The sequence below is a fragment of the Streptomyces sp. NPDC021020 genome (assembly GCF_044333285.1).
Classification (GTDB): domain Bacteria; phylum Actinomycetota; class Actinomycetes; order Streptomycetales; family Streptomycetaceae; genus Actinacidiphila.
Window position 1 is genome coordinate 835,464 of the sequence record NZ_JBIRQQ010000002.1, and the last position, 19,805, is coordinate 855,268.

General features: G+C 73.0%; 18 protein-coding genes. 9 read left to right on the forward strand and 9 right to left on the reverse strand.

All coding sequences use genetic code 11. The features are described 5' to 3' along the window. Window positions 1-117 precede the first annotated feature (117 nt). Genes metF through hutH form a run of 5 tightly spaced genes read right to left on the reverse strand, consistent with a single transcriptional unit; the run spans window position 118 to window position 7,038 of the window. Window positions 118-1,062: a methylenetetrahydrofolate reductase [NAD(P)H] gene (metF, locus tag ACH4SL_RS07955; RefSeq protein WP_398442562.1), complete on the reverse strand. Its 945-nt coding sequence runs from the start codon at window positions 1,060-1,062 to the stop codon at window positions 118-120. Beyond that, on the reverse strand, window positions 1,059-2,048 hold the full coding sequence (locus tag ACH4SL_RS07960; RefSeq protein WP_398442563.1) for a carbohydrate kinase family protein: 990 nt from the start codon (window positions 2,046-2,048) through the stop codon (window positions 1,059-1,061). The genes metF and ACH4SL_RS07960 overlap by 4 nt, the downstream gene beginning before the upstream one ends. 51 nt (window positions 2,049-2,099) lie before the next feature. Then, a complete protein-coding gene (gene asnB, locus ACH4SL_RS07965; RefSeq protein ID WP_398442564.1) occupies window positions 2,100-3,935 on the reverse strand; it encodes an asparagine synthase (glutamine-hydrolyzing) in 1,836 nt (611 codons plus the stop codon). 12 nt (window positions 3,936-3,947) lie between these two features. Continuing rightward, window positions 3,948-5,381, reverse strand: coding sequence for a phenylacetate--CoA ligase family protein (locus tag ACH4SL_RS07970; protein ID WP_398442565.1), 1,434 nt, complete (start codon window positions 5,379-5,381; stop codon window positions 3,948-3,950). Next, window positions 5,365-7,038 (reverse strand): histidine ammonia-lyase, encoded by a 1,674-nt coding sequence (hutH, locus tag ACH4SL_RS07975; protein ID WP_398442566.1) that lies wholly within the window; start codon window positions 7,036-7,038, stop codon window positions 5,365-5,367. Before hutH ends, ACH4SL_RS07970 begins: the two co-directional genes overlap by 17 nt. A 282-nt stretch (window positions 7,039-7,320) precedes the next feature. Between hutH and ACH4SL_RS07980 the strand changes: the two genes are divergently transcribed. The 4 genes from ACH4SL_RS07980 (at window position 7,321) to ACH4SL_RS07995 (ending at window position 11,290) form a co-directional block, all read left to right on the forward strand. Further along, complete coding sequence (locus ACH4SL_RS07980) at window positions 7,321-8,043, forward strand: LuxR C-terminal-related transcriptional regulator (protein ID WP_398442567.1); 723 nt, start codon at window positions 7,321-7,323, stop codon at window positions 8,041-8,043. A gap of 119 nt (window positions 8,044-8,162) precedes the next feature. Continuing rightward, on the forward strand, window positions 8,163-9,368 hold the full coding sequence (locus tag ACH4SL_RS07985; protein WP_398442568.1) for an acyltransferase family protein: 1,206 nt from the start codon (window positions 8,163-8,165) through the stop codon (window positions 9,366-9,368). A gap of 15 nt (window positions 9,369-9,383) precedes the next feature. Further along, window positions 9,384-10,586 carry a cytochrome P450 gene (locus ACH4SL_RS07990; RefSeq protein ID WP_398442569.1) on the forward strand — a complete coding sequence of 401 codons (1,203 nt, stop codon included), beginning with the start codon at window positions 9,384-9,386 and terminating at the stop codon, window positions 10,584-10,586. A gap of 209 nt (window positions 10,587-10,795) precedes the next feature. Then, window positions 10,796-11,290 (forward strand): MarR family winged helix-turn-helix transcriptional regulator, encoded by a 495-nt coding sequence (locus ACH4SL_RS07995; protein ID WP_398442570.1) that lies wholly within the window; start codon window positions 10,796-10,798, stop codon window positions 11,288-11,290. Window positions 11,291-11,324: 34 nt separating this feature from the next. Here ACH4SL_RS07995 and ACH4SL_RS08000 read toward each other — a convergent pair whose 3' ends face one another. Genes ACH4SL_RS08000 through ACH4SL_RS08010 form a run of 3 tightly spaced genes read right to left on the reverse strand, consistent with a single transcriptional unit; the run spans window position 11,325 to window position 13,329 of the window. Next, window positions 11,325-12,302, reverse strand: coding sequence for an LLM class F420-dependent oxidoreductase (locus ACH4SL_RS08000; RefSeq protein WP_398442571.1), 978 nt, complete (start codon window positions 12,300-12,302; stop codon window positions 11,325-11,327). 58 nt (window positions 12,303-12,360) lie between these two features. After that, complete coding sequence (locus tag ACH4SL_RS08005) at window positions 12,361-12,681, reverse strand: ArsR/SmtB family transcription factor (protein ID WP_398442572.1); 321 nt, start codon at window positions 12,679-12,681, stop codon at window positions 12,361-12,363. Next, on the reverse strand, window positions 12,682-13,329 hold the full coding sequence (locus ACH4SL_RS08010; protein WP_398442573.1) for a nitroreductase family protein: 648 nt from the start codon (window positions 13,327-13,329) through the stop codon (window positions 12,682-12,684). Window positions 13,330-13,467: 138 nt separating this feature from the next. On the opposite strand from ACH4SL_RS08010, the gene ACH4SL_RS08015 reads away from it, so the two are divergent. The 5 genes from ACH4SL_RS08015 to ACH4SL_RS08035 all read left to right on the forward strand — a co-directional run bounded on the left by ACH4SL_RS08015 (window position 13,468) and on the right by ACH4SL_RS08035 (window position 19,184). Further along, entirely contained in the window at window positions 13,468-14,703 is a 1,236-nt protein-coding gene (locus ACH4SL_RS08015; protein ID WP_398442574.1) for a serine hydrolase domain-containing protein, read from the forward strand. A gap of 29 nt (window positions 14,704-14,732) precedes the next feature. Next, window positions 14,733-15,560 (forward strand): cyclase family protein, encoded by an 828-nt coding sequence (locus ACH4SL_RS08020; RefSeq protein ID WP_398442575.1) that lies wholly within the window; start codon window positions 14,733-14,735, stop codon window positions 15,558-15,560. A 52-nt stretch (window positions 15,561-15,612) separates the two neighbouring features. Continuing rightward, entirely contained in the window at window positions 15,613-16,452 is an 840-nt protein-coding gene (locus ACH4SL_RS08025) for a class I SAM-dependent methyltransferase (protein ID WP_398442576.1), read from the forward strand. 204 nt (window positions 16,453-16,656) lie between these two features. Continuing rightward, on the forward strand, window positions 16,657-18,132 hold the full coding sequence (locus ACH4SL_RS08030) for an MFS transporter (protein WP_398442577.1): 1,476 nt from the start codon (window positions 16,657-16,659) through the stop codon (window positions 18,130-18,132). Continuing rightward, window positions 18,129-19,184 carry a GDSL-type esterase/lipase family protein gene (locus tag ACH4SL_RS08035; RefSeq protein ID WP_398442578.1) on the forward strand — a complete coding sequence of 352 codons (1,056 nt, stop codon included), beginning with the start codon at window positions 18,129-18,131 and terminating at the stop codon, window positions 19,182-19,184. Before ACH4SL_RS08030 ends, ACH4SL_RS08035 begins: the two co-directional genes overlap by 4 nt. A 62-nt stretch (window positions 19,185-19,246) precedes the next feature. On the opposite strand, the gene ACH4SL_RS08040 is transcribed toward ACH4SL_RS08035, so the two are convergent. After that, complete coding sequence (locus tag ACH4SL_RS08040; protein ID WP_398442579.1) at window positions 19,247-19,675, reverse strand: hypothetical protein; 429 nt, start codon at window positions 19,673-19,675, stop codon at window positions 19,247-19,249. Window positions 19,676-19,805: the final 130 nt, after the last annotated feature.

The following is a 19,805-nucleotide window of genomic DNA, read 5'->3' on the forward strand; positions in this document are numbered from 1 at the left end:
CCAGGGGCGCGGGAAGAGGACCGGGGTCGGCGGGCGGCGGCCGCGGGGAGGCACTCGGTACGTCTTTTCGGGCCGGACCCGGCGGGCAGGGCTGCCGCACTCGCGGTGGCGCAACTCTCAGGCGGCATCGGGGGACGCTCCCGCGGCAGCCGTCCGAAGCCGGCGGGGGCCGGGGAGCCCGAGCCCGTGGTGGATGTCGAGGGTCGCCTCGGGCCGGTTGAGGGTGAGGAAGTGCAGTCCCGGGGCGCCCTGGTCCAGCAGCTCCCGGGCCAGCGCGGTCGCGTGGGCGACCCCGATCCGGTGCCCCTCGGCCGTGTCGTCGCCCGCGTTCTCCAGGCGGCGGGCCAGGTCCGCGGGGAAGGCGGCGCCGCTCAGTTCGGCGAAGCGGGCGATCTGCCGGTGGCGGGTGGCGGGCATGACCGCGGGGATGACGGGGATGGTGCAGCCCGCCGCGTCGAGCCGGTCGCACAGCCGGAAGTAGTCCTCGGCGTGGAAGAACATCTGCGTGACGGCGAAGTCGGCGCCCGCCCGCGCCTTGGCCGCGAAGTGCCGGATGTCCTCCTCCCAGTCGCGCGAGCGCGGGTGCCGCTCGGGGAAGGCCGCCACCCCGATGCCGAAGTCGCCGGACTCCCGCACCAGGCGCACCAGTTCGGCGGCGTGGCGGAGGCCCCGGGGGTGCGCGGTCCAGGGGCCCCGCGGGTCGGACGGCGGGTCGCCGCGCACCAGGAGGAGGTCGAGCACCCCCGCCTGCGCGTAACTCCCGACGATCCGGCGCAGCTCCGCGACCGAGTGCCCCACCGCGGTGAGGTGGCCCAGGACCGGGAGGGTCGTCTCCTGCGCCAGCCGCTCGGCGAGTTCGAGGGTGCGGTCCCGGGAGCTGCCGCCGGCCCCGTAGGTGACGGAGACGAACGCCGGGCGCAGCGCCTCCAGCGCCCGGACGGTGCGCCACAGCGCGGTGGCGCCCTGCGCGGTCTTCGGCGGGAAGACCTCGAAGGACAGGACCGGACCGGGGGCGGCCAGCGCGCCGCGCACCCCGCCGGGAGCCCGGCGGCGCGCCGTCATGTCCGCCCCCCGACCCGCCCGAGGCAGGCCGCCAGCTCCTCGGCGCACCCCGGTCCGTAGACGTCACCGCACTGCGCGAGCAGGTCGTCGACCCGCACCCGGTATTCCTGCGACCCGACGGAGCGCAGGACGGCCGCGGCCACCGCGCAGCCGAGCTGGGCGGCCCGCAGCGGCCCGGCGCCCCAGGCGACGGCGGCCAGGAATCCGGCGCGGAAGCCGTCGCCGACACCGGTCGGATCGGCCGGCCGCACGACGGGCACCGCCCTGATCTCGGCGGGCGGCTCGCCCTGCCGCCGGATGCGGCAGCCCTTCTCGCCCAGCGTCGTGACCCAGACGCCGACCCGGGCGAGGACGTCCGCGGCCGACCACCCGGTCTTGTGCAGCAGCAGGGTGCTCTCGTACTCGTTGGTGAAGAGGTACTCCGCCCCGGTGACCAGCTCCTGGACGGCCTCGGCGGTGAGCCTCGCGAGCTGCTGCGAGGGGTCCGCCGCGAAGGGCAGCCCGGCCGCCCGGCAGTCCTTGGTGTACCGGATCATCGCCTCCGGGTCGTTCGCCCCGATCAGCACCAGGTCCACCGCGGCGGCCGACGCGACGGCCCGCAGGTCGATCACGGCGGCCTCGCTCATCGCCCCGGCGTAGAAGGTGGCGATCTGGTTGCCGGCCTCGTCGGTGGTGCACATGAACCGTGCGGTGTGGCGGGTCGCCGACACGTGGACCGGGCCGATGTCCACGCCGTGCCCGGCGAGCCGGGCCCCGTAGTCGGCGAAGTCGGCTCCCGCGGCCGCGACGAGCAGCGGGGCGAGCCCCAGCTGCCCGAGGCCGAAGGCGATGTTGGCGGCGACGCCGCCGTGCCGGACGTGCAGCTCGTCGGCCAGGAAGGACAGGGACACGTGGTCCAGCTCCTCGGGGACGAGCTGGTCGGTGAACCGGCCCGGGAAGTGCGTCAGATGGTCCGTGGCGATCGAACCGGTGACTGCTATGCGCATCTCATCCTCCGGTTGACGTCTGCGGTGCCCGCGCTGTGCCGGGCCGGCCGGTCACAGGACCACCCGCACCCCGTAGCGGCGCATCCAGTCGTCGAGCTGGAGGGCCCGCGGGAGGATGGGGGGCGGGGTGAAGGCGCCGTTGAACCAGTCCTTGCTGTCGACCATGGCGCGCAGCGTCCCGGCGTCCAGCAGGTCCATGGCGGGCGAGCCGGGGTCGCCGATCATCGCCGACACCGCCTCGCGCACCGAGTCCAGGTACGCCGAGCCCTTCCCGACCGGGAAGCCGCTCTTGGGCCGGTGCACGACCTCGGCCGGCAGCAGGTCCTCGACCGCGCTGCGCAGCAGGCCCTTCTCCTGGCCGCCCAGCCGCTTGACCTCCCACGGCACGTTCCACACGTAGTCCACCAGGCGGTGGTCGCAGAACGGGACCCGGACCTCCAGCCCGTTGGCCATGCTCATCCGGTCCTTGCGGTCCAGCAGGAAGGGCAGGAAGCGGGTCTGCTGGAGGTAGTACACCTCCCGCATCCGCCGGTCGGTGCCCGTCTCGCCGTCCAGCCGGGGCACCTCCGCCAGCGCCTCCCGGTAGCGGTTGTCGAGGCGCTCGTGCAGGTCCAGGCTCTGCCGCAGCTGCGCGGACAGCACCGCGTTGCGGTCCTGGACGCCGGCCGACCAGGGGAAGCCGTCCGTCGGCTGCCGGGTCTCGCCGGCGAACCACGGGTAGCCGCCGAAGGCGTCGTCGGCGCCCTCCCCGGACAGCGCGACCGTCAGATGCCTGCGGACGTCGCGGAAGAGCAGGTACAGCGACGCGTCGAGGTCGCCGACGCCGGGGACGTCCCGGGCCGCCAGCGTGGTCCCGGACACGCTCAGCAGCGAGGCGGGCTCCACCAGCACCTCGGTGTGCTTGGTGCCCAGATGCCCCACGACGGCCTGGACGAACGGCGCGTCCCGGGAGACGTGCAGCGCGTCGGCGGTGAACTCCTCCTCACTGTCGGCGAAGTCGACGGAGTAGGTGGCCAGCGGGGCGGCGCCCGCCGCGGCGAGGGTGCCCGCGCCCAGCGCGGTGATGGCGCTGGAGTCGATGCCGCCGGACAGCAGGGCGCCCAGCGGCACGTCGGCCTCGGTCTGCTCGGCGACCGCCCGGCCCAGCAGCTCCCGCACCCGGGCGACGGTGGTCGGGACGTCGTCCTCGTGCGGGGCGCTGCGCAGCTGCCAGTAGCGGTGCGCGCGGGTGCCGCCGGCGTCGAAGACCAGCAGGTGGCCCGGTTTCACCTCGCGCATGCTGCTGAAGACCGCGTCCCCGGGGCGCTTGGCGGCCACCGTGAAGACGTCCACCAGGCCCTCGGCGTCGACCTCGGCGGCGACCTGCCCGCTGGCGAGCAGCGCCTTCGGCTCGGAGCCGAAGACCACGCCGGTGGCGTGCTCGGCGTAGTAGAGGGGCTTGATGCCCAGCGGGTCGCGGACCAGCAGCAGCTTCTGCCGCGCGACGTCCCACAGGGCGAAGGCGAACATCCCGGCGAAGCGGGTGACGGCGTCCTCCCCCCACGCCTCGTACGCGGCCAGCAGCACCTCGGTGTCCGTGCCGGTCCTGAAGCGGTGGCCGCGGGCGGCCAGTTCACCGCGCAGCTGCCGGAAGTTGTGGATCTCGCCGCTGAAGGTGACGACCGCGGTCTCCCGGCCGTCGTCCGGGCTGTACGCCGCCATGGGCTGCTGCCCGTGGTCGACGTCGATCACCGCGAGCCTGCGGTGGCCCAGCCCGATGCGTGCCGCGGTCCACGCGCCCGCGCCGTCGGGGCCGCGCAGCGCGAGGGTCTCGGTCATCCGGGAGAGCACGCCGGCCTGGCCGGACATGTCGCGCTCCCAGTCCAGCCAGCCTGTGATGCCGCACATGTCGAAGGCTCCTCAACGCTGGGGTGCAGGGGCCAGGTCGGCCAGGGTGGTCTCCACGACGCCGCGGATCGGGGCGGGCAGCCGGTCCCAGTTGCGCGCGTCGTTGAGGTCGAGGACGCGGGACAGCTTCCATCCCAGGTACTGGCCGAGGGACGCCAGCGGCGGCAGCTTCTCGACCGCGCGCAGCGCCAGGTCGTAGCCGGGGAAGAGGGTGCCCAGGCGCTCCGCGGTGCCGCGCGACCACTCCTCGTCGACGTCCTTGTCGGTGGTCGCCAGGCAGACGATCGCGTCGCCGCGGATGACCAGCATGTAGTTGAGCACGGTGGGACCGCTGTGCTCGGCCGGCCACAGGGCGGCCTCGAAGTCGTTCTGCCGGATGCCGTTGCCCTCCAGCACGATGAGGTCCTGGGACCGCCCGAGCGTGCGCAGCAGCGGGGTGGCCACCCCGCACGGGCACGGCGTGCCGGGGATCTCGACCAGGTCCCCGGTGCGGTAGCGCAGCAGCGGCCGGGCCGGCATGTCGAGGCTGGTGACGACGAGTTCGCCGCGGTCGGCGCTGCCGTCGACGAACCGCGTCCCGGCGTCGTCGGTGAGCTCCAGCAGGTAGGACTGCGTCTGGAGGTGGAGGTTGTTGCGCTCGCAGGTGACCGCGGTCGTACCGGTCTCCGAGGACCCGTAGGACGCGACGTAGGCGGTGGCGCCGGTGAGCCGCTCCAGGTGCCGGACGAAGCCGGGACCGGTCTGCTCCGCCATCAGCAGGAGTTTGTCGAACGCCGGGACGGGCTCGTCGTTGCGGTAGGCGAACTGGATCATCTCCAGCAGCCGTGACGGCGGTCCGACGAAGACGTTCACGGCGAGTTCGCGGGTCAGCCGCAGGACCCGGGTGTAGTCGCCGGTGATGTTGTCCACCCACGGCCGCATCGACATCACCTGGAGGTATTCCAGGACCTTCTCGAACTGGTAGGCCGCGGGCGCGAAGGGCGCGTTGATCAGGATCAGGGCCCGGTCGGTGCGGTCCAGGACACGCGCCCACTGCTCCCCGATGTTGATGGTGTTGACGATCAGGTCGTCGAGCGACTTCGGCGCCGCGACGGGGTTGCCCGTCGTGCCGGAGGACTCGTAGTAGTGCAGGAAGTCCGACAGCTCCCGGGTGAAGGCCTGGTGCCCGGCCGAGCTGAGGCTGGTCTTGGGCAGGAACGGCAGCTGCGGGAGGAGTTCGGCGACGACCGTCTCCGGGTCCGCCGCCCGCGCCTTGCCGGCCACCTCGGCGAGGGGCGCGCGGTCGTACAGCCCGGACTGCAGGGCCGCCTCCAGGGTGGCGGTGAACTTCTCCCCCAGCGCGGCGGGGTCGGTCGTCCCCGCGTGGCTGGCGCGGACGAGTGCGGTGTGGGAGGTGGCAGTGCCGAGGAGAGCCTGCCCGGATCGGGAGTCACGCAGCAGCAGCATCGGAGTCCTTGTCAGGGGAGAAACCGGCGGCGCGGGCCAGCTCGCCGTTGAAGATCAGCTCGCTGACGGCGGCGATGTCCGCCTCCATACGGCGGTCGCCGTCCGCGAACGGCACATGGGCCCGGATGGTCGCGTGCACGCGCCGGACGGCCGGGGCGGCCTTGGAAAGGCCCCGCAGCTCGACGGCCTGGGCCCCGGCGAGCAGCGCGATCGCCGCCACCTCGCCCGTCAGCTCGTTGACCGTGCGGGCGTCACGGGCGGCGATGGTGCCCATGCTCACCTTGTCCTGGTTGTGCGCTTCGGTGGAGCGGGAGAAGACGCTCGCGGGGGAGGAGGTCTTGAGCGCCTCGGCGGTCAGGGCGGAGGCGGCGATCTGCATGCCCTTGAAGCCGTGGTGCAGGCCCGCCTCGGCGTCCAGCGAGGGCGGGACGAGGTTGGCCGGCAGCCCGCCGCTGAACTTCGGGTCGACCAGCAGGGCCAGCTGGCGGTCCAGCAGGTCCGCCACACTGGCGGTGGCGACCTTGAGGCTGTCCATGGCCTGGCCGACGTGCCCGGCGTAGAAGTTGCCGCCGTGGTGCACCCGCTGCTCGTCGACGGAGAAGAGCGGGTTGTCGGTCGAGGCGTTGATCTCGGTGGTGAGCCACTGCTCGGCCCAGCTCAGGGTGTCGCGCAGCACCCCGACGACATGCGGCGCGCACCGCAGCGAGTAGTGGTCCTGGATCCGCTGGTCGAGCCGGCGGTAGTCCTCGTGCAGCGGTTCGGTGCTGTCGCGGATCGCTTCGTAGGTCGTGGACAGGCCCGAGTCCGCGGTCAGCCGGCGCAGTTGGCCGGCGGACGTCCGCTGCCCCGGGTGCGGCTTGGCGTCGTGGACGAACGCCGCGTAGTGCGAGGCGTTGCCGAGCAGCGCCTCCCCGGCGAACGCGGTGGCGATCTCCGCGGCCTCGGCCAGGCGGGCCGCGTCGTGGGCGGCGATCGCCGCGAAGGCGGCGGTGAAGGAGGTGCCGTTGATCAGCGCCAGGCCCTCCTTGGCCTCCAGCGTCACCGGCGTGATGCCCGCCTCCCGCTGGGCCACCGCGGCCGGCACGGACTTCTTGCCGAAGCGGACCTCGCCGTCGCCGAGCAGCACCGAGGCGACGTAGCACAGCGGCACGAGGTCGCCGCTGGCTCCCAGGGACCCGCGCTCGGGGACGCGCGGGAGGATGTCCGCGTTGAGGTGCTCCAGGAGCTTGCCGATGACCTCGGGGCGGATGCCGGAATTCCCGCGGGCCAGCGCGTTGGCGCGGATGAGCAGGGTCGCCCGGACCACGTCGGACGCGGTGTCGGGACCGGTGCCGTTGAGGTGGTAGCGGATCAGGTTGCGCTGGAGGTGGGCCGCCCGCTCGGGGCTGACCTGGCTGGTGACGCTGTCTCCGAAGCCGGTGGTCACACCGTAGATGGGCTTGCGTTCCGCGATGAGGGAGTCGCGCAGCCGGACGCTCTGCCGCGCCGCGGCGACCGCCCCGGGACTGAGCGCCGCCGTGACGGCCTTGCCCTCCCGCGGTGGACGGGCCAGCCGCAGTACGTCACGGAGAGTGAGAGATCGGCCGTCCAGCTCGACCGACGCGTCATCGGGCCGCGCGGACTTCGGGCCATCCCCGGACCCGGTTCGATTCATCATGCCGGTAATCGTCAGCGAAATGCCGCGGCCTGCGCTTCGTCCGCCCGGCCAGTCCGCCCCTGGTCCAAGGGCCAGGGGCGGGGCGCCGAATGCCCTTGAAATGTCGGTATTTTGGCCGTGATGCAATGCTTTGGAGGCTGCGGAAGGATTGTGAACTCTATAATAAATTCATTGTGCCGCAGATTGTTTGCGGGTTAGCATCTTGCGGTCAATGGGGAGAAGGCTCGCTGCTGCGCTTCACCGCCGGCGAGTGATCCCCGTGGGGTCGTCACAGGGGACACAATGATCGATTTTGCGGACGGTCTTGAAGAACCCATCTGCGTCGTCGCCCCCCGGGGGACGTCGATCCTGGCAGCCGGTATCGCGGCGGCCCTGCGCTCCGTTTCGAGCGTGCGGGTTCTCGGGCCCGCCCAGTTACGCGAAGGCGGTCCGCGCGGCGCCGGCGGGCGCGGCAGCGTCCTGCTCGTGGCGGACGACCCGGCGGTCCCGCCCTCCGAGGTCATCGCCGGGAGCCTCGCGGCGGCCGGCGAGCCGAGCCGCCGCTGGCTGAGCGGTGTCGCCATGGTGATGCAGGGCGCCTGCGCCCAGCGGATCGTGGAGTACCTCCAGTTGGGCGCACGTGTTTTCGTGTGCCACGATGCGCCGCTCGACGATCTTCTGGGCGCGGTGCACGCGGCCGACAGGGGCGAGGTCTTCCTGCCGCACGGAATCGCCGTGCAGATCATCGACAGCGTGCTGCCCCACTTGCCTTTCTTCAGTCCCGGCACTCCCGCGCCGGTCGACAAGCTCACCGGCCGCGAGCGGGAAATCTACTCCCACATGGTCGCCGGGCAGTCGAACGCGGAGATCGCCCTGGCGTGCTATCTGAGCCAGAAGACCGTGAAATTCCACGTCTCCAACATTCTGCGCAAGCTCGGTGTCAGGACCCGTCTCCAGGCCGTCGCGCAGGTCCGCCAGTCCGGGCGCGCGGAAGGCCCGGCCCGGCGCCTGCTCGACCTCGCGTGACGGGGCGGCGGTCCGGCCGCCGGCCCCGGGGGTGCGCTGATCGGTTGCCCGGTCGTGCGCACCTATGGTTCGATGATTAGCGAACGTTGGAATATGGACTCCTAGACCCGGAGCGCTCCATGACCACGGCTCCCCGTACGCGTACCACCCGCTCCCGGCTTCCCTCCCTCACCGGGCTGCGCTTCGTCGCGGTGCTCTTCGTCTTCGCGTTCCACGCCTCGATGGAGGTGCCGTTCTCCGACGCCGGCATCGACCGGCGGTACGCGGACGTCGTCGCGAACGCCGGCTGGCTGGGCGTCAGCTTCTTCTTCGTGCTGAGCGGCTTCGTCCTGACCTGGTCGGCCCGCCCCCATGACACGGCGGCAGGGTTCTGGCGGCGCCGGGCCGCCAAGATCTACCCCCTGCACGTCCTCACCTGGGGCGCCGCCCTCGCCCTCGTGGCCTGGGCCGGCACCGCCGCCACCCTGCACCAGGCGCTTCCCAACCTGCTCCTGGTCCACGCGTGGTTCCCCACCCGCCCGGTCTTCTCCAGCCTCAACGACGTGACCTGGTCGCTGTCCTGCGAGGTCTTCTTCTACTTCAGCTTCCCGCTGATCCTGCGCGGGGTGCGGCGCATCCGCGCCGGGCAACTGTGGGTGTGGGCGGCCGCCATGGCGGTCCTGGTCCCCCTGCTGCCACTGGCCTCCGAACTGCTGCCCGGCTCGCCGGCGCTGCCCTTCGGCTCCGGCTCCGTGTGGCAGTTCTGGTTCGTCTACGTCCTGCCCGCCAGCCGCCTCCCGGAATTCTGCCTGGGCATCTTCCTGGCCCGGATGCTGATGACGGGGCGGCGCGTCCCGATCGGGGTGCTCCCGGCCGCCGCGCTCGTGCTCGCCGGCTACGCGGTGTCCCTGCAACTGCCGTTCCTGTACGGCCTGACCAGCGTGACCGTGCTGCCCGTCGGGCTGCTCATCGCCGCGGTCGCGCAGCGCGACACCAGCGGCAGGACGTCGGTCCTCGCCACCCCGACCGCTATCCGGCTGGGCGAGTGGTCCTTCGCCTTCTACATGGTGCACCGGCTGCTGCTGGAGTTCGGCCACCGGTGGACCGGCGTCGGGCGGACCTGGTCGACGCCCTCGGCGATCGGCATGCTGGCCGCCGCCTTCGCCCTGTCCCTGCTGCTGTCGGGGGCGCTGCACGTGGCCGTCGAACGCCCCGCCATGCGCTACCTCAGCGGGAAGCGGGCCGCCCCCGCCCCCGCCGCGCCGGAGCCGGAGCGGGAACCGGCGGCGCCACCCGCGGTCCCGTCCTCCGCGACCCCCGGACCCTCTCCTTCCCCCACCGCCTGAAAGGTGGTCGACCGCATGTCCGACGACGCGCTCCTGCCCTACCCGCTCCCGCTCGGACCCCTGAGCGAGCCTCCGCAGGAATACTCCGAACTGCGCGACCGGTGCCCGGTGACCCGGGTCCGGCTGCCCAGCGGCGGCACCGCCCTCATGGTGACCGGCTACGACGAGGTCGAGGCCGCGATGTCCGACCGGCGGCTGTCCCGGGCGGCGCTGCGCGAGCCGGGAGCCGTCCGCACCGTCGCGGGCGAGGACTTCTCCGACAACCCGTACAACCTGCTGAACATGGAGGGGCCCGACCACTCCCGGCTGCGCCGGCTCATCTCCCCGGCCTTCACGCCCCGCAAGGCGGAGCGGTGGCGGGCCAGGATCGAGGAGATCGCCCACGAGCTGATCGACCGGCTGGAGGCGGGGCCGCGACCGGCCGACCTGCACCACGACTTCGCGGCCGTACTGCCGGTCTGGGTGATCTGCGAGATGGTCGGGGCGCCGGTCGAGGACCGCGCCAAGCTCCAGGAGTGGACGGACCGGCTGGTCAGCATCACCGCGCACACTCCGGAAGAGCGCCTGGCGGCCCGCGAGGAGTCCGCCGCCTACGTGGCCGGCCTGATCGCCCGGCACCGCGAGAACCCCGGCAACGACCTGCTCAGCACGCTCATCTCGGCACGCGACGACGCCGACCGGCTGAACGAGCGCGAGATGGTCTGGCTCGGCATCAACCTGCTGGTCGCCGGGCACGACACCACGGTCAGCGCCATCTCCCGCAGCCTCTTCCAGCTGCTCCGCCACCCCGACCAGTGGCGGCTGCTCGCCGAGAAGCCCGACCTGGTGAACTCCGCCACCGAGGAACTCCTGCGCTACGCCCCGCCGTCGGAGATCGGCTTCATGCGGATCGCCACCGAGGACGTCGAGCTGGCCGGCACGCACATCGCCAAGGGCGAGGGCGTCATCCCGGTGATGCACGCCGCGGGCCGGGACGTCCGGCACGTCGCCGACCCGGAGACCCTGGACCTGACGCGTACCGACGCCGTCCACCTCGCCTTCGGGCACGGCCACCACTACTGCCCGGGCGCCGGTGTCGCGCGGGTGGAGCTGCAGACGGCGTTCGGCGTGCTCGCACAGCGGCTCCCGACGCTGCGGCTGGCGGTGCCGCCCGAGGAGGTGGAGTGGCTCGGCGGGCTGCTGACGCTGCGTCCGAGGGCCATGCCCGTCGTGTGGTGACCCGCTCCACCCGCTGCCCGCCGGGGCGGGGCCGCCGCCTGCCGCGGCGGTCCCGCCCCGCGGCGTCCCGCCCGACTCGGCGCAGCCGGGCTCACACGATCAGGGGGGCGCATCGGGCCGCCGACGCGGTAGGGTACAAGAAATAGAGAGCAAAACATTCTTGGTACCCCATATCCTGTCAGCAGGAAGAGCCGCCCGAGGGAATGCAGATGAGCAACCCGCCGAAAATCCGCCGCGCCTCGCCGAGCAGGGTCGTGGGCGACATCAAGCGTGAGCAGTATTTCGCCAAGCTCGCTCTCGACCGGCCGGACGTCGGCCTGTGCCGGGCCACCACCCTGGTCGCGAAGTCCATCGACTCCGATCTGACCGGCTACGACATCTCGGCGGCCCAGCACCTGGTGCTGAAGATGCTGAGCGACGTCGGCCCGTGCTCGCAGCAGGAGCTGAGCGAGCAGCTGCGGATCGACCGCAGCGTGATGGTCGGCTGCATCGACGGCCTGGAGGACTCGGGATTCGTGCGCCGGGAAAGGCACCCGAAGGACCGCCGGGCCAATGTCATCGTGCCCACCCCGGACGGTTTCGCCGCCCTGACGGAGGTCGAGAACGGGGTGCCCGACTTTCTCGACCGCGCGTTCCAGGCCCTCACCCCCGCGGAGCGCAGGACGCTGGCCCGGCTGATGATCAAGATCCTCGACGTGGCGTGAGCCGCCGGACGTACCGCCCGGCGGCCCGGCCCCGTCACACGGGCGCCAGCGCCCGCAGCGCCCGCAGCATGCCGTCGGGGCCCGCCCCGAACTCGGGGGAGGGGAAGACGGCGAGCAGCGGTGTCACCACGCCCGCCTCGACGTAGCCCGCGACCTGCGCCCGGCACTCCTCCGGGCTGCCGTGCACGAGCAGCGCGTCGACCAGCTCGTCCGGCACCGCCGCCGCGGCGCCCGCGAAGTCGCCGCCGCGCCAGGCCCGGTGGCTGGCCGCGAGTACGTCCCCGCGACCGAGCCAGTCGTGGAAGGCCGAGTACGTACGGGCGTTGAGGATCCCGCCGAGCATGGCCCGGCCCTGGGCCCGCGCGTACTCCCGGTCCCGGGTGGGGCAGACGAAGATCCGCGCCACCACCTCCTTGCCCTTGCCCTCGGGCCCCATCGCCTCGACAACCCGCGGAACGTCCTGCACGGTCAGGAAGTTGACGATCAGCCCGTCCGCCTCGCGGCCCGCGAGCCGCAGCATCTGCGGCCGCAGCGCGCCGACCATGACCGGCGGCGCGGGGCGGGGCACGGACGCGAGCCGGAAGCCCTCGATCGTGAACGAGTCGTACGCGCCCGCGACGAACTCGCCGGCCAGCGCGGCCCGCAGGAAGCGCACGGTGTCCCGGACCCGGCGGTAGGGGTGCTCGAAGGGGATGCCGTTGATGCGCGTCACGAACGGCGGCCCGGACGACCCCACCCCGACCACCACCCGGCCCGGCGCGGCCTCGGCGAGCGTGGCGGCGGTCATCGCCAGCAGCGCCGGTCCGCGGGTCTGCACCGGGACCACCGCCGTCCCCACCCGCAGCGACGGCGCCCACGCGGCGGCCAGGGCCAGCGGGGTGAAGCCGTCGTGGCCCGCGGCCTCACCCGTCCAGGCGTCGGTGTAGCCGAGGTCGGGCAGTTGCTCGACGACGCGCCGGTGCGCGGACAGGGGCACCGTCCGCAGCGGGATCGTCACTCCGTACCGGTCCACTGGATCTCTCCCTCGGGCAGGTGGGGGGCAGGTTCGGACACGCTCGGGCGGGGGCGGGTCAGCCGGGGCCGTAGGGGGCCGGCTCCCGTCGCAGCGCGACCGCCAGCAGGCCGGGGAAGCGGGCCTCCAGGTCCTCGCGGCGCAGGGACATCAGCCGGTGGGTCCCCTCGATACGGGTGTGCGTGACCCCGGAGTCCCGCAGCACCTTCAGATGGTGCGACAGCGTGGACTTCGACAGCGGGACGTCCAGGCCGCTGCACGAGCGCTCGCCCACGCCGTCCAGGCCGCGCACGATGGCCAGCCGCGTCGGATCGCTCAGCGCGTGGAAGACGTCGGTCAGCTGGATGTCGCCGCGCGGCGGGTGCTTGAGCGTGCGCACCTACCACCGGTCCCAGTGGGCCACCTCGGCCGCCGCGACGCGCGGCCCCGGCCGGAAATCGGTGCCGACCGTGTACGCGAGCGGGATCAGCGCCGTCTGGACGACGGTGGCGTACGGGATGCCGAGGAGCTCGGCGGCCTCCTGCTCGTACTGCAGGTGCGGGGTCGTCCAGGCGGTGCCGAGGCCGCGCGAGCGCGCCGCGAGCATGAACTGCCAGACCGCCGGGAAGATCGAGCCGTAGACGTTGGCGCGGCGCACCGGCCAGTCGAGGTCCTTGCGGTCCGCCACCCGGACGCACGGCACGACCAGGACGGGCACCTCGTGCAGGTGCTCGAACAGATGGCGGGCGCTGTCCGCGATGCGCTCCCAGCCGGCCGCGTCGCCCCGGTCGATGTTCGTGCTCACCGCGGGCTCGCGCGGGCTGGTGAGGCCGGCCCGGTAGAGGTCGGCGAGCGCGGCGCGCTGCCGCGGGTCGGTGACGAACAGGAAGTCCCAGTGCTGCCGGTTGCGGCCGGTCGGGGCCTGGACCGCCAGGGTGAGGCACTCCTCGATCACGTCGCGTCCGACCGGGCGCGTCAGGTCCAGCCGCTTGCGCACGGCGCGGGTCGTCGTGAGCAGTTCGTCGACGGACAGGTCAAGTGGACTCATGGCCCGGGGCCCCTTTCGCGGACGATGGTCATGCCAACTCGGCCCACGGAAACCCTTGTTGTGCGAGCCGCCTTGTTCCTATAGTTCCATACGTTGCGAACTTGCGAACCATGGTACCGGGGATCACGAGGAGACAAGGTGCCTGAGCTCAAGATCGAAGTCGACCCCGCAGAGGTCGGCCTGGACGCCGGACGGCTGGAGCGTCTCGACCGCTACCTGGCCGCGTACGTCGACGACGGCAGGCTGCCCGGCTGGCAGATCGCGGTGACGCGCAAGGGCCGGGTCGCCCACCTGGCGCAGTACGGGCGCCGTGACGTCGAGAACGACCTGCCCAGCGAGGGGGACACCCTCTACCGGGCGTGGTCGATGACCAAGCCGATCACCTCCGTTGCCGCGATGACGCTGGTGGAGGACGGCACGATCGGCCTCCAGGACCCGGTCAGCCGGTACATACCCGCGTTCGGGAACGTCCGGATCTACCAGCGCGGACCGGCCTCCCGGCCGGTCACCACGCCCGTCGCAGGACCCATCAGGATCCAGCATCTGCTCACCCACACCTCCGGGCTGACGTACGGCTTCCACCGGGCCCATCCGGTGGACGAGATCTACACGCAGAACGGCTTCGAGTGGGCCACCCCGCCCGGTCTGTCGCTGGCGGAGTGCTGCGAGCAGTGGGCGTCCTTCCCGCTGCTCTTCGAGCCCGGAACGGCCTGGAACTACGGGGTGTCGAGCGATGTGCTCGGCCGGGTCGTCGAGGTCGCGTCCGGCAGCTCACTCGACGACTTCTACGCCGCGCGCGTCCTGGAGCCCCTCGGGATGACGGACACCGCCTTCCACGTCCCGCCGGAGAAGGCCGACCGGCTGGCGGCGTTCTACACCGTGGACCCCGGCACCGGACGCGCCGTCAGGGCCGACCACCTGGGGGCCGGCGCGCTGCACCGGCCCGCGTGCCTGTCCGGCAGCGCGGGCCTGGTCACCACGCTCGCCGACTACCACCGCTTCACCCAGATGCTGCTCGGCGGCGGCACGTTCGACGGCGTCCGGATCCTCGGGCCGCGCACCGTGCGGCACATGCTGCGCAACCACCTGCCCGGCGGCGCCGACCTGGCCTCCGTGGGGCGGCCGGTCTTCTCCGAGATGCCCACCTCGGGCGTCGGGTTCGGGCTCGGCTTCGCGGTGGTCGAGGACCCGGCCGCGGCCGGCGTCCCGGCGAGCCCGGGGGAGTACGCCTGGCACAGCGTGGCCGGGACGGTCTTCTGGGTGGACCCGGTGGAGGAGATCACCGCCTTGTTCTTCACCCAGCTCATGCCGTCCAGCGCCCATCCGCTGCACAGCCGCCTGCGGCAGCTGGTCAACCAGGCCCTGGTCGACTGAGGGCGGACCGAGAAAGGGAGCAAATCGCCATGTGCGGTCCTGAAACGATCCTCGGGGCGGCGTCCCCGGAGCCGCCGAACCGGCAAACGCCCGTCCCCGCCCAGCCGTCGGAGCAGTCGCAGCAGCCGTCGCCGCAGGGCACGGCCCCGCTCTACGTGCCCCGGGGCATCCTCCGGGACCTCACGCACGTCCTGGGCGAGGACTGGCCGGTGTTCGACCTCTATGTGCAGCCGATGAAGATCACCCGGCTGGCCAACCTCTCGGAGCACGAGTACAACGCCTTCGAGCTGACCTTCAACGAGCACATCGGCACCCACATCGACGCGCCCGCGCACTTCGACGACAACGGGCTGACGGTGGAGGAGATCCCGCCCGAGACGCTCGTCGCGCCCCTCGCGGTGGTACGGGTGCGCGAGCGCGCGGCGCGCGACAACGTCACCGAGCTGACCGTCGACGACCTGCTGCGCTGGGAGAGCCGCAACGGGCGCATCCCGGACCGGGCCGTGGTGGCGGTCGACAACGGCTGGTCGGAGCGCATCGGCGTCCCCGGGGCCTTCCTCAACTTCGACGAGAAGGAGGGCCACTACCGCTACCCCGGCATCTCCGTGGAGGCCGCGCACTTCCTCGTCACGGAGCGCTCCGTCGTCGGGGTCGGCACCGACACGCCGAGCCTGGAGCCGGGCACCCGCCCGGCCGACCCGTTCACCCACCGGGTGCTGCTCCCGGCGGGCAAGTACGGCATCGAGAACCTGGCCAACCTGGACACCGTCCCGGACGTCGGCGCCACGCTGGTCGTGGGAGCGCCCAAGCACGCCGGCGGCACGGGCGGCCCGGCGCGCGTCCTCGCGTTCGTATGAGCGCCCCCGCGGGCCGCAGGGCCCGAGCCGGAACCGACCTAGGAGTACGCACGTGACCTCATCATCGGGTACGTCAGCCTCCGTGCACCCGCCCCGGGAGCGCTGGGAGTGGAACGAGGAGCGCTACCGGGACGGCGTGTTCAGCCACGCGGTGGGCACCGAGCGCGAGCGGCTGCGGCTGCTGGAGTCCGTACTGGACGAGCACACCCGCGAGAGCTTCCGGCGCCGCGGCCTGCGCCCGGGGCACCGCGTCCTGGAGGTCGGCGGCGGTGGCGGCTCGGTCGCCCGCTGGCTGGCCGAGCAGGGCGCCGAGGTGACCGTCACCGACCTCGACACCACCTACCTCGACGAGCTGGCCGAGCACGGCGTCGAGGTGCTGCGGCACGACGTGTACACGGAGGACTTCCCGGCGGGGAGCTTCGACTTCATCCACACCCGCTACGTCGTGATCCACCTGCCCGACCCGGAGAAGGCCGTGGCCCGGCTCGCCGGCTGGCTCAGGCCCGGCGGTGTGCTGCTGCTGGAGGAGCCGTCCTTCTTCCCCATCCAGGACTCCCCGCACCCGGCCTACCGCACCGTCATGCGCGCCTTCCGGGACCACCTGGAGAGCGCCGTGGGCACGGACACCGAGTGGGCCCGCAGCCTTCCGGTACCGCTGGAGGGCAAGGGACTCGGCGGCATCGGCTACGACGCGCGCTTCCAGCGGATCGCCGGCGGCGACGCGGAGGCGGCATGGTGGCAGCTGACGCTGGAGCAGACCCGGGAGGCGGCGGTCGCCGCGGGCCGGGCGACGGACGAGGACTTCGAGGCCGCCTACCGGGAGCTGAACGACCCCGGCTTCCACGACCTCTCGCTCGCCGTCTTCACTGCCTGGGGCACCAGGCAGGACTGACGTCCGGTCGGCCGGGGCGGTGCCCCCGTCCTCCGGTGCCGCACCGCGGCCACCGGGGCGCGGGGCACCGCCCCGGCCGCGTCCGGCGCCGGAAGTCGACCTCCCATCTGCCGCTAAACAGTTGGAAGGAAGATGATTGCACTGCTACGTTTATGGCCCAATCATTGAGCGGCAGACCATGTCTGCCGCAACGGAACGGTGGGGATGATGACGGAGCGTCAATCTCAGGCCTCGGCGCCGCGCACGGGCAGCAGTGGCAACCTGCTGCTCCTGGTGCTGTGCGCCCAGCTCTTCCTGGACTCCATGGACGTCTCGCTGATGGGCGTCGCGCTGCCGAAGATGCAGCACTCGATGCATCTGGACGCCCAGCAGCTCCAGTGGGTCATCTCGGGCTACGCGGTCGCCTACGGCGGCTTCCTGCTCCTGGGCGGGCGGGCGGCCGACCTCTTCGGCCGCCGCCGCATGTTCTTCTGGGCCACCGCGGTCTTCGCTGTCGTCAGCCTCGTCGGCGGCCTGGTCTCCAGCGGTTCGCTGCTGATCCTCACCCGCGTGGTCAAGGGCGTCGCCGCCGCGTTCATCGCCCCGGCCGCGCTGTCGATCATCACCACGACCTTCCGCGAGGGGCCCGAACGCAACCGGGCGATGGGCGTGTTCGGCCTGACCGGCGCCAGCGGCTACGCGGCGGGCCTGGTCTTCTCCGGGCTGCTCACGTCGATCAGCTGGCGGCTCACCTTCTTCGTCCCGTTCGCGGTGGCCGCCCTCGTGCTCGCGCTCGTGCGCAGCGTCGTCGCCCCCGACGAGGCCCGCCAGGGGGAGCGCCGCGGCTTCGACGTCGTCGGCGCCGTCACGGCCACCGCCGGGCTGCTGCTGCTGGTGTTCGCGCTGACCCGCGCCTCCGACGCCGGCTGGGGCTCCGCGTCCACGGTGGGCGGGCTGGCCGTGGCGGTGGTGCTGCTCGTCGCCTTCGTCCTCATCGAGGGCCGCCGGGGGGACCCGCTCGTCGACCTGGCCATCTTCCGCTCGCGCACCCTGTCCACCGCCAACGTCGTGGGCGTCGTCTGGGCCTGCGCGACCATCGGCTGGCAGTTCGTCGCGCTGCTCTACCTCCAGGACGTCCTCGGCTACAGCGCGCTCCAGGCGGGCATGGCGATCGTGCCGATGGCCGCCTCGATCCTGCTCGCCGTCAACCTCGCGCCCCGGCTCATCCGCCGGGCCGGGCTGCGGGTGCCGGCCGTGATCGGCATGGTGCTCCAGGGCCTCGGCATCGTGCTCTTCCTGCGGGCCGGAGCCCACGCGTCGTACGCCGCCGCGCTGCTGCCCGCCCTGATCCTGCACGGTCTCGGCAACGGCACCAGCTTCCTCAGCTTCAACATCGCCGGCGTCGGCGGGGTGCCGGACGAGAAGCAGGGCCTGGCCGCCTCGCTCATCCAGTCCGCCGTGCAGCTCGGCGGCGGCCTCGGTGTCGCGGTGGGCGCCGCGGTGCTGGCCGGCTCCAGCGGCTCCGGAGTGCAGGGCTACCACCACGCCTTCGTCGCCGTCAGCATCTTCTCGCTGGTCGGCGTGATCGCCTCCGCGGTGGGCCTCGGCGCTCCCCGGGGCGCCGCCGCGGCCGGCAAGGACGATGCCGGGGCGCCCGCGGCCGAGCCGTCCGACGCCGGGCTCCAGAGCGAGCACGCGTGAGCGCGAAGGCCGCGCCGGGCGTCGACGCCGGACCGGTGGAGTGGCGCGCGCCCGACGACCCGGTGCTCTCCTGGGACGGGGTCGCCGAGCTGGAGCGCACCGCGGAGGGCCTGCTGCCCCGGCGGATCCCCGCGGGACGCCTCGCCACCGCTCTCTCCCCGGGCTTCACCGCCAAGGCCGCCATGCCCGCGGGCGTACGCTTCGGGGTCCGCACCGACGCCGTGGAGCTGGCCCTGCGGCTGAACGCGACCGGCGACGCGGCGCCGCTGGACGTCCGGGTCGACGGCGCGCTCGTGCGGCGCGCCGCCCTCTCCGGCGCGTGCGAGGTCGTCGTCCCGCTCGGGCCGCCGGCCGGCCCGGACGGCCCGCGCGAGGTGGAGGTGTGGCTGCCGCACCTGGGGAGCACCCGGGTGTCGGAGGTCGGCTTCCGCGGGCACCGCGTCCTGCTGCCCGCGGTGCGCCCGGGCCCGCGCTGGGTGACCTACGGAAGCTCCCTCACCCACAGCATGTTCGCCGCCGGGCCGTCGGAGACCTGGGCCGCGCTGACCGCGGCCCGGCGCGGATGGCGGCTGCACAACCTCGGCTTCGCCGCCGAGGCGCACCTCGACCCGGTGGTGGCCCGTACGATCAGGGACCTGCCCGCCGACCTGGTCTCCGTCGAGCTGGGCATCAACGTCTACCTGCGGGAGAGCTTCTCCCCGCGCAGCTGGGGCCCGGCGGTGTGCGGCTTCGTCGAGACCGTCCGGGACGGGCACCCCGACCTGCCGCTCGCCGTCGTCACCCCCCTGGCGTCGCCCACCCGCGAGAACGTCCCCAACAAGGTCGGGCTGACACTCCGGCAGGTGCGCGAGGGGACGGTGGCCGCGGTGCGGGTGCTGGAGGGGCTCGGCGACCGGAATCTGCACATCGTCGACGGCCTGTCCGTCCTACCGGTCGACGAGGCAGGCGAACACCTCGCCGACGGGCTGCACCCGACCGCCGAGGGGGAGCACGTCCTGGCCGCGCGGATCGGTCCGGCGCTGGAGGGACTGCTACGGCCGGTGGCGCCCTGACGGGGGAGGTCCGCAGCGGCGGAAGCGGCCTGCGGGGCCGCCCCACCGCTGCGGACCGCCCGTCAGGCCTGCTCGTCCGTGCCCGAGTCGAAGCCGATACGGGCGAGCACGCCCCACCGGCCCTCCTCCCGGGTCACGACGTAGACCGAGTCGAAGACGCCGAGCAGCCGGCCCCCGGCGTCGTACCGGCCGAACCGCACCGCCGCGTGCACCTGCGACGCGGAGACCTGCGGATACCCGACCTCCAGCCAGCCGCTGCGGCGCCAGCCGGAGGCCAGCAGCGCGGTGAGGTCGGCCTGCGACTCCTTGAGGTACTCCTCCGGGGTGTGCCAGACCGTCACCGCGCCTTCGTGCACGCGGATCTGCGGGAAGTGCAGGGTCGCGGTCCACTGCTCCATGTCGTGGCTGTTGAGCCCGTCGAGGAAGGCGTCCAGAGCTGCCCGGGCCCCCTCGATGACACCGGTCCGGTCGGCGGGAGATAACGCGGTCATCGTGCGCCTCTGCTTCCTTCGTCGTTTCTTCGTCTCGTCGTTTTCGTCGTGCCCGGTTTTCCGGCGAATCCGGCGGAAACGCAACGGCGCCGCTGCGGCGGCGCCTTCTGCGGCGGGAGGAAAACCACCG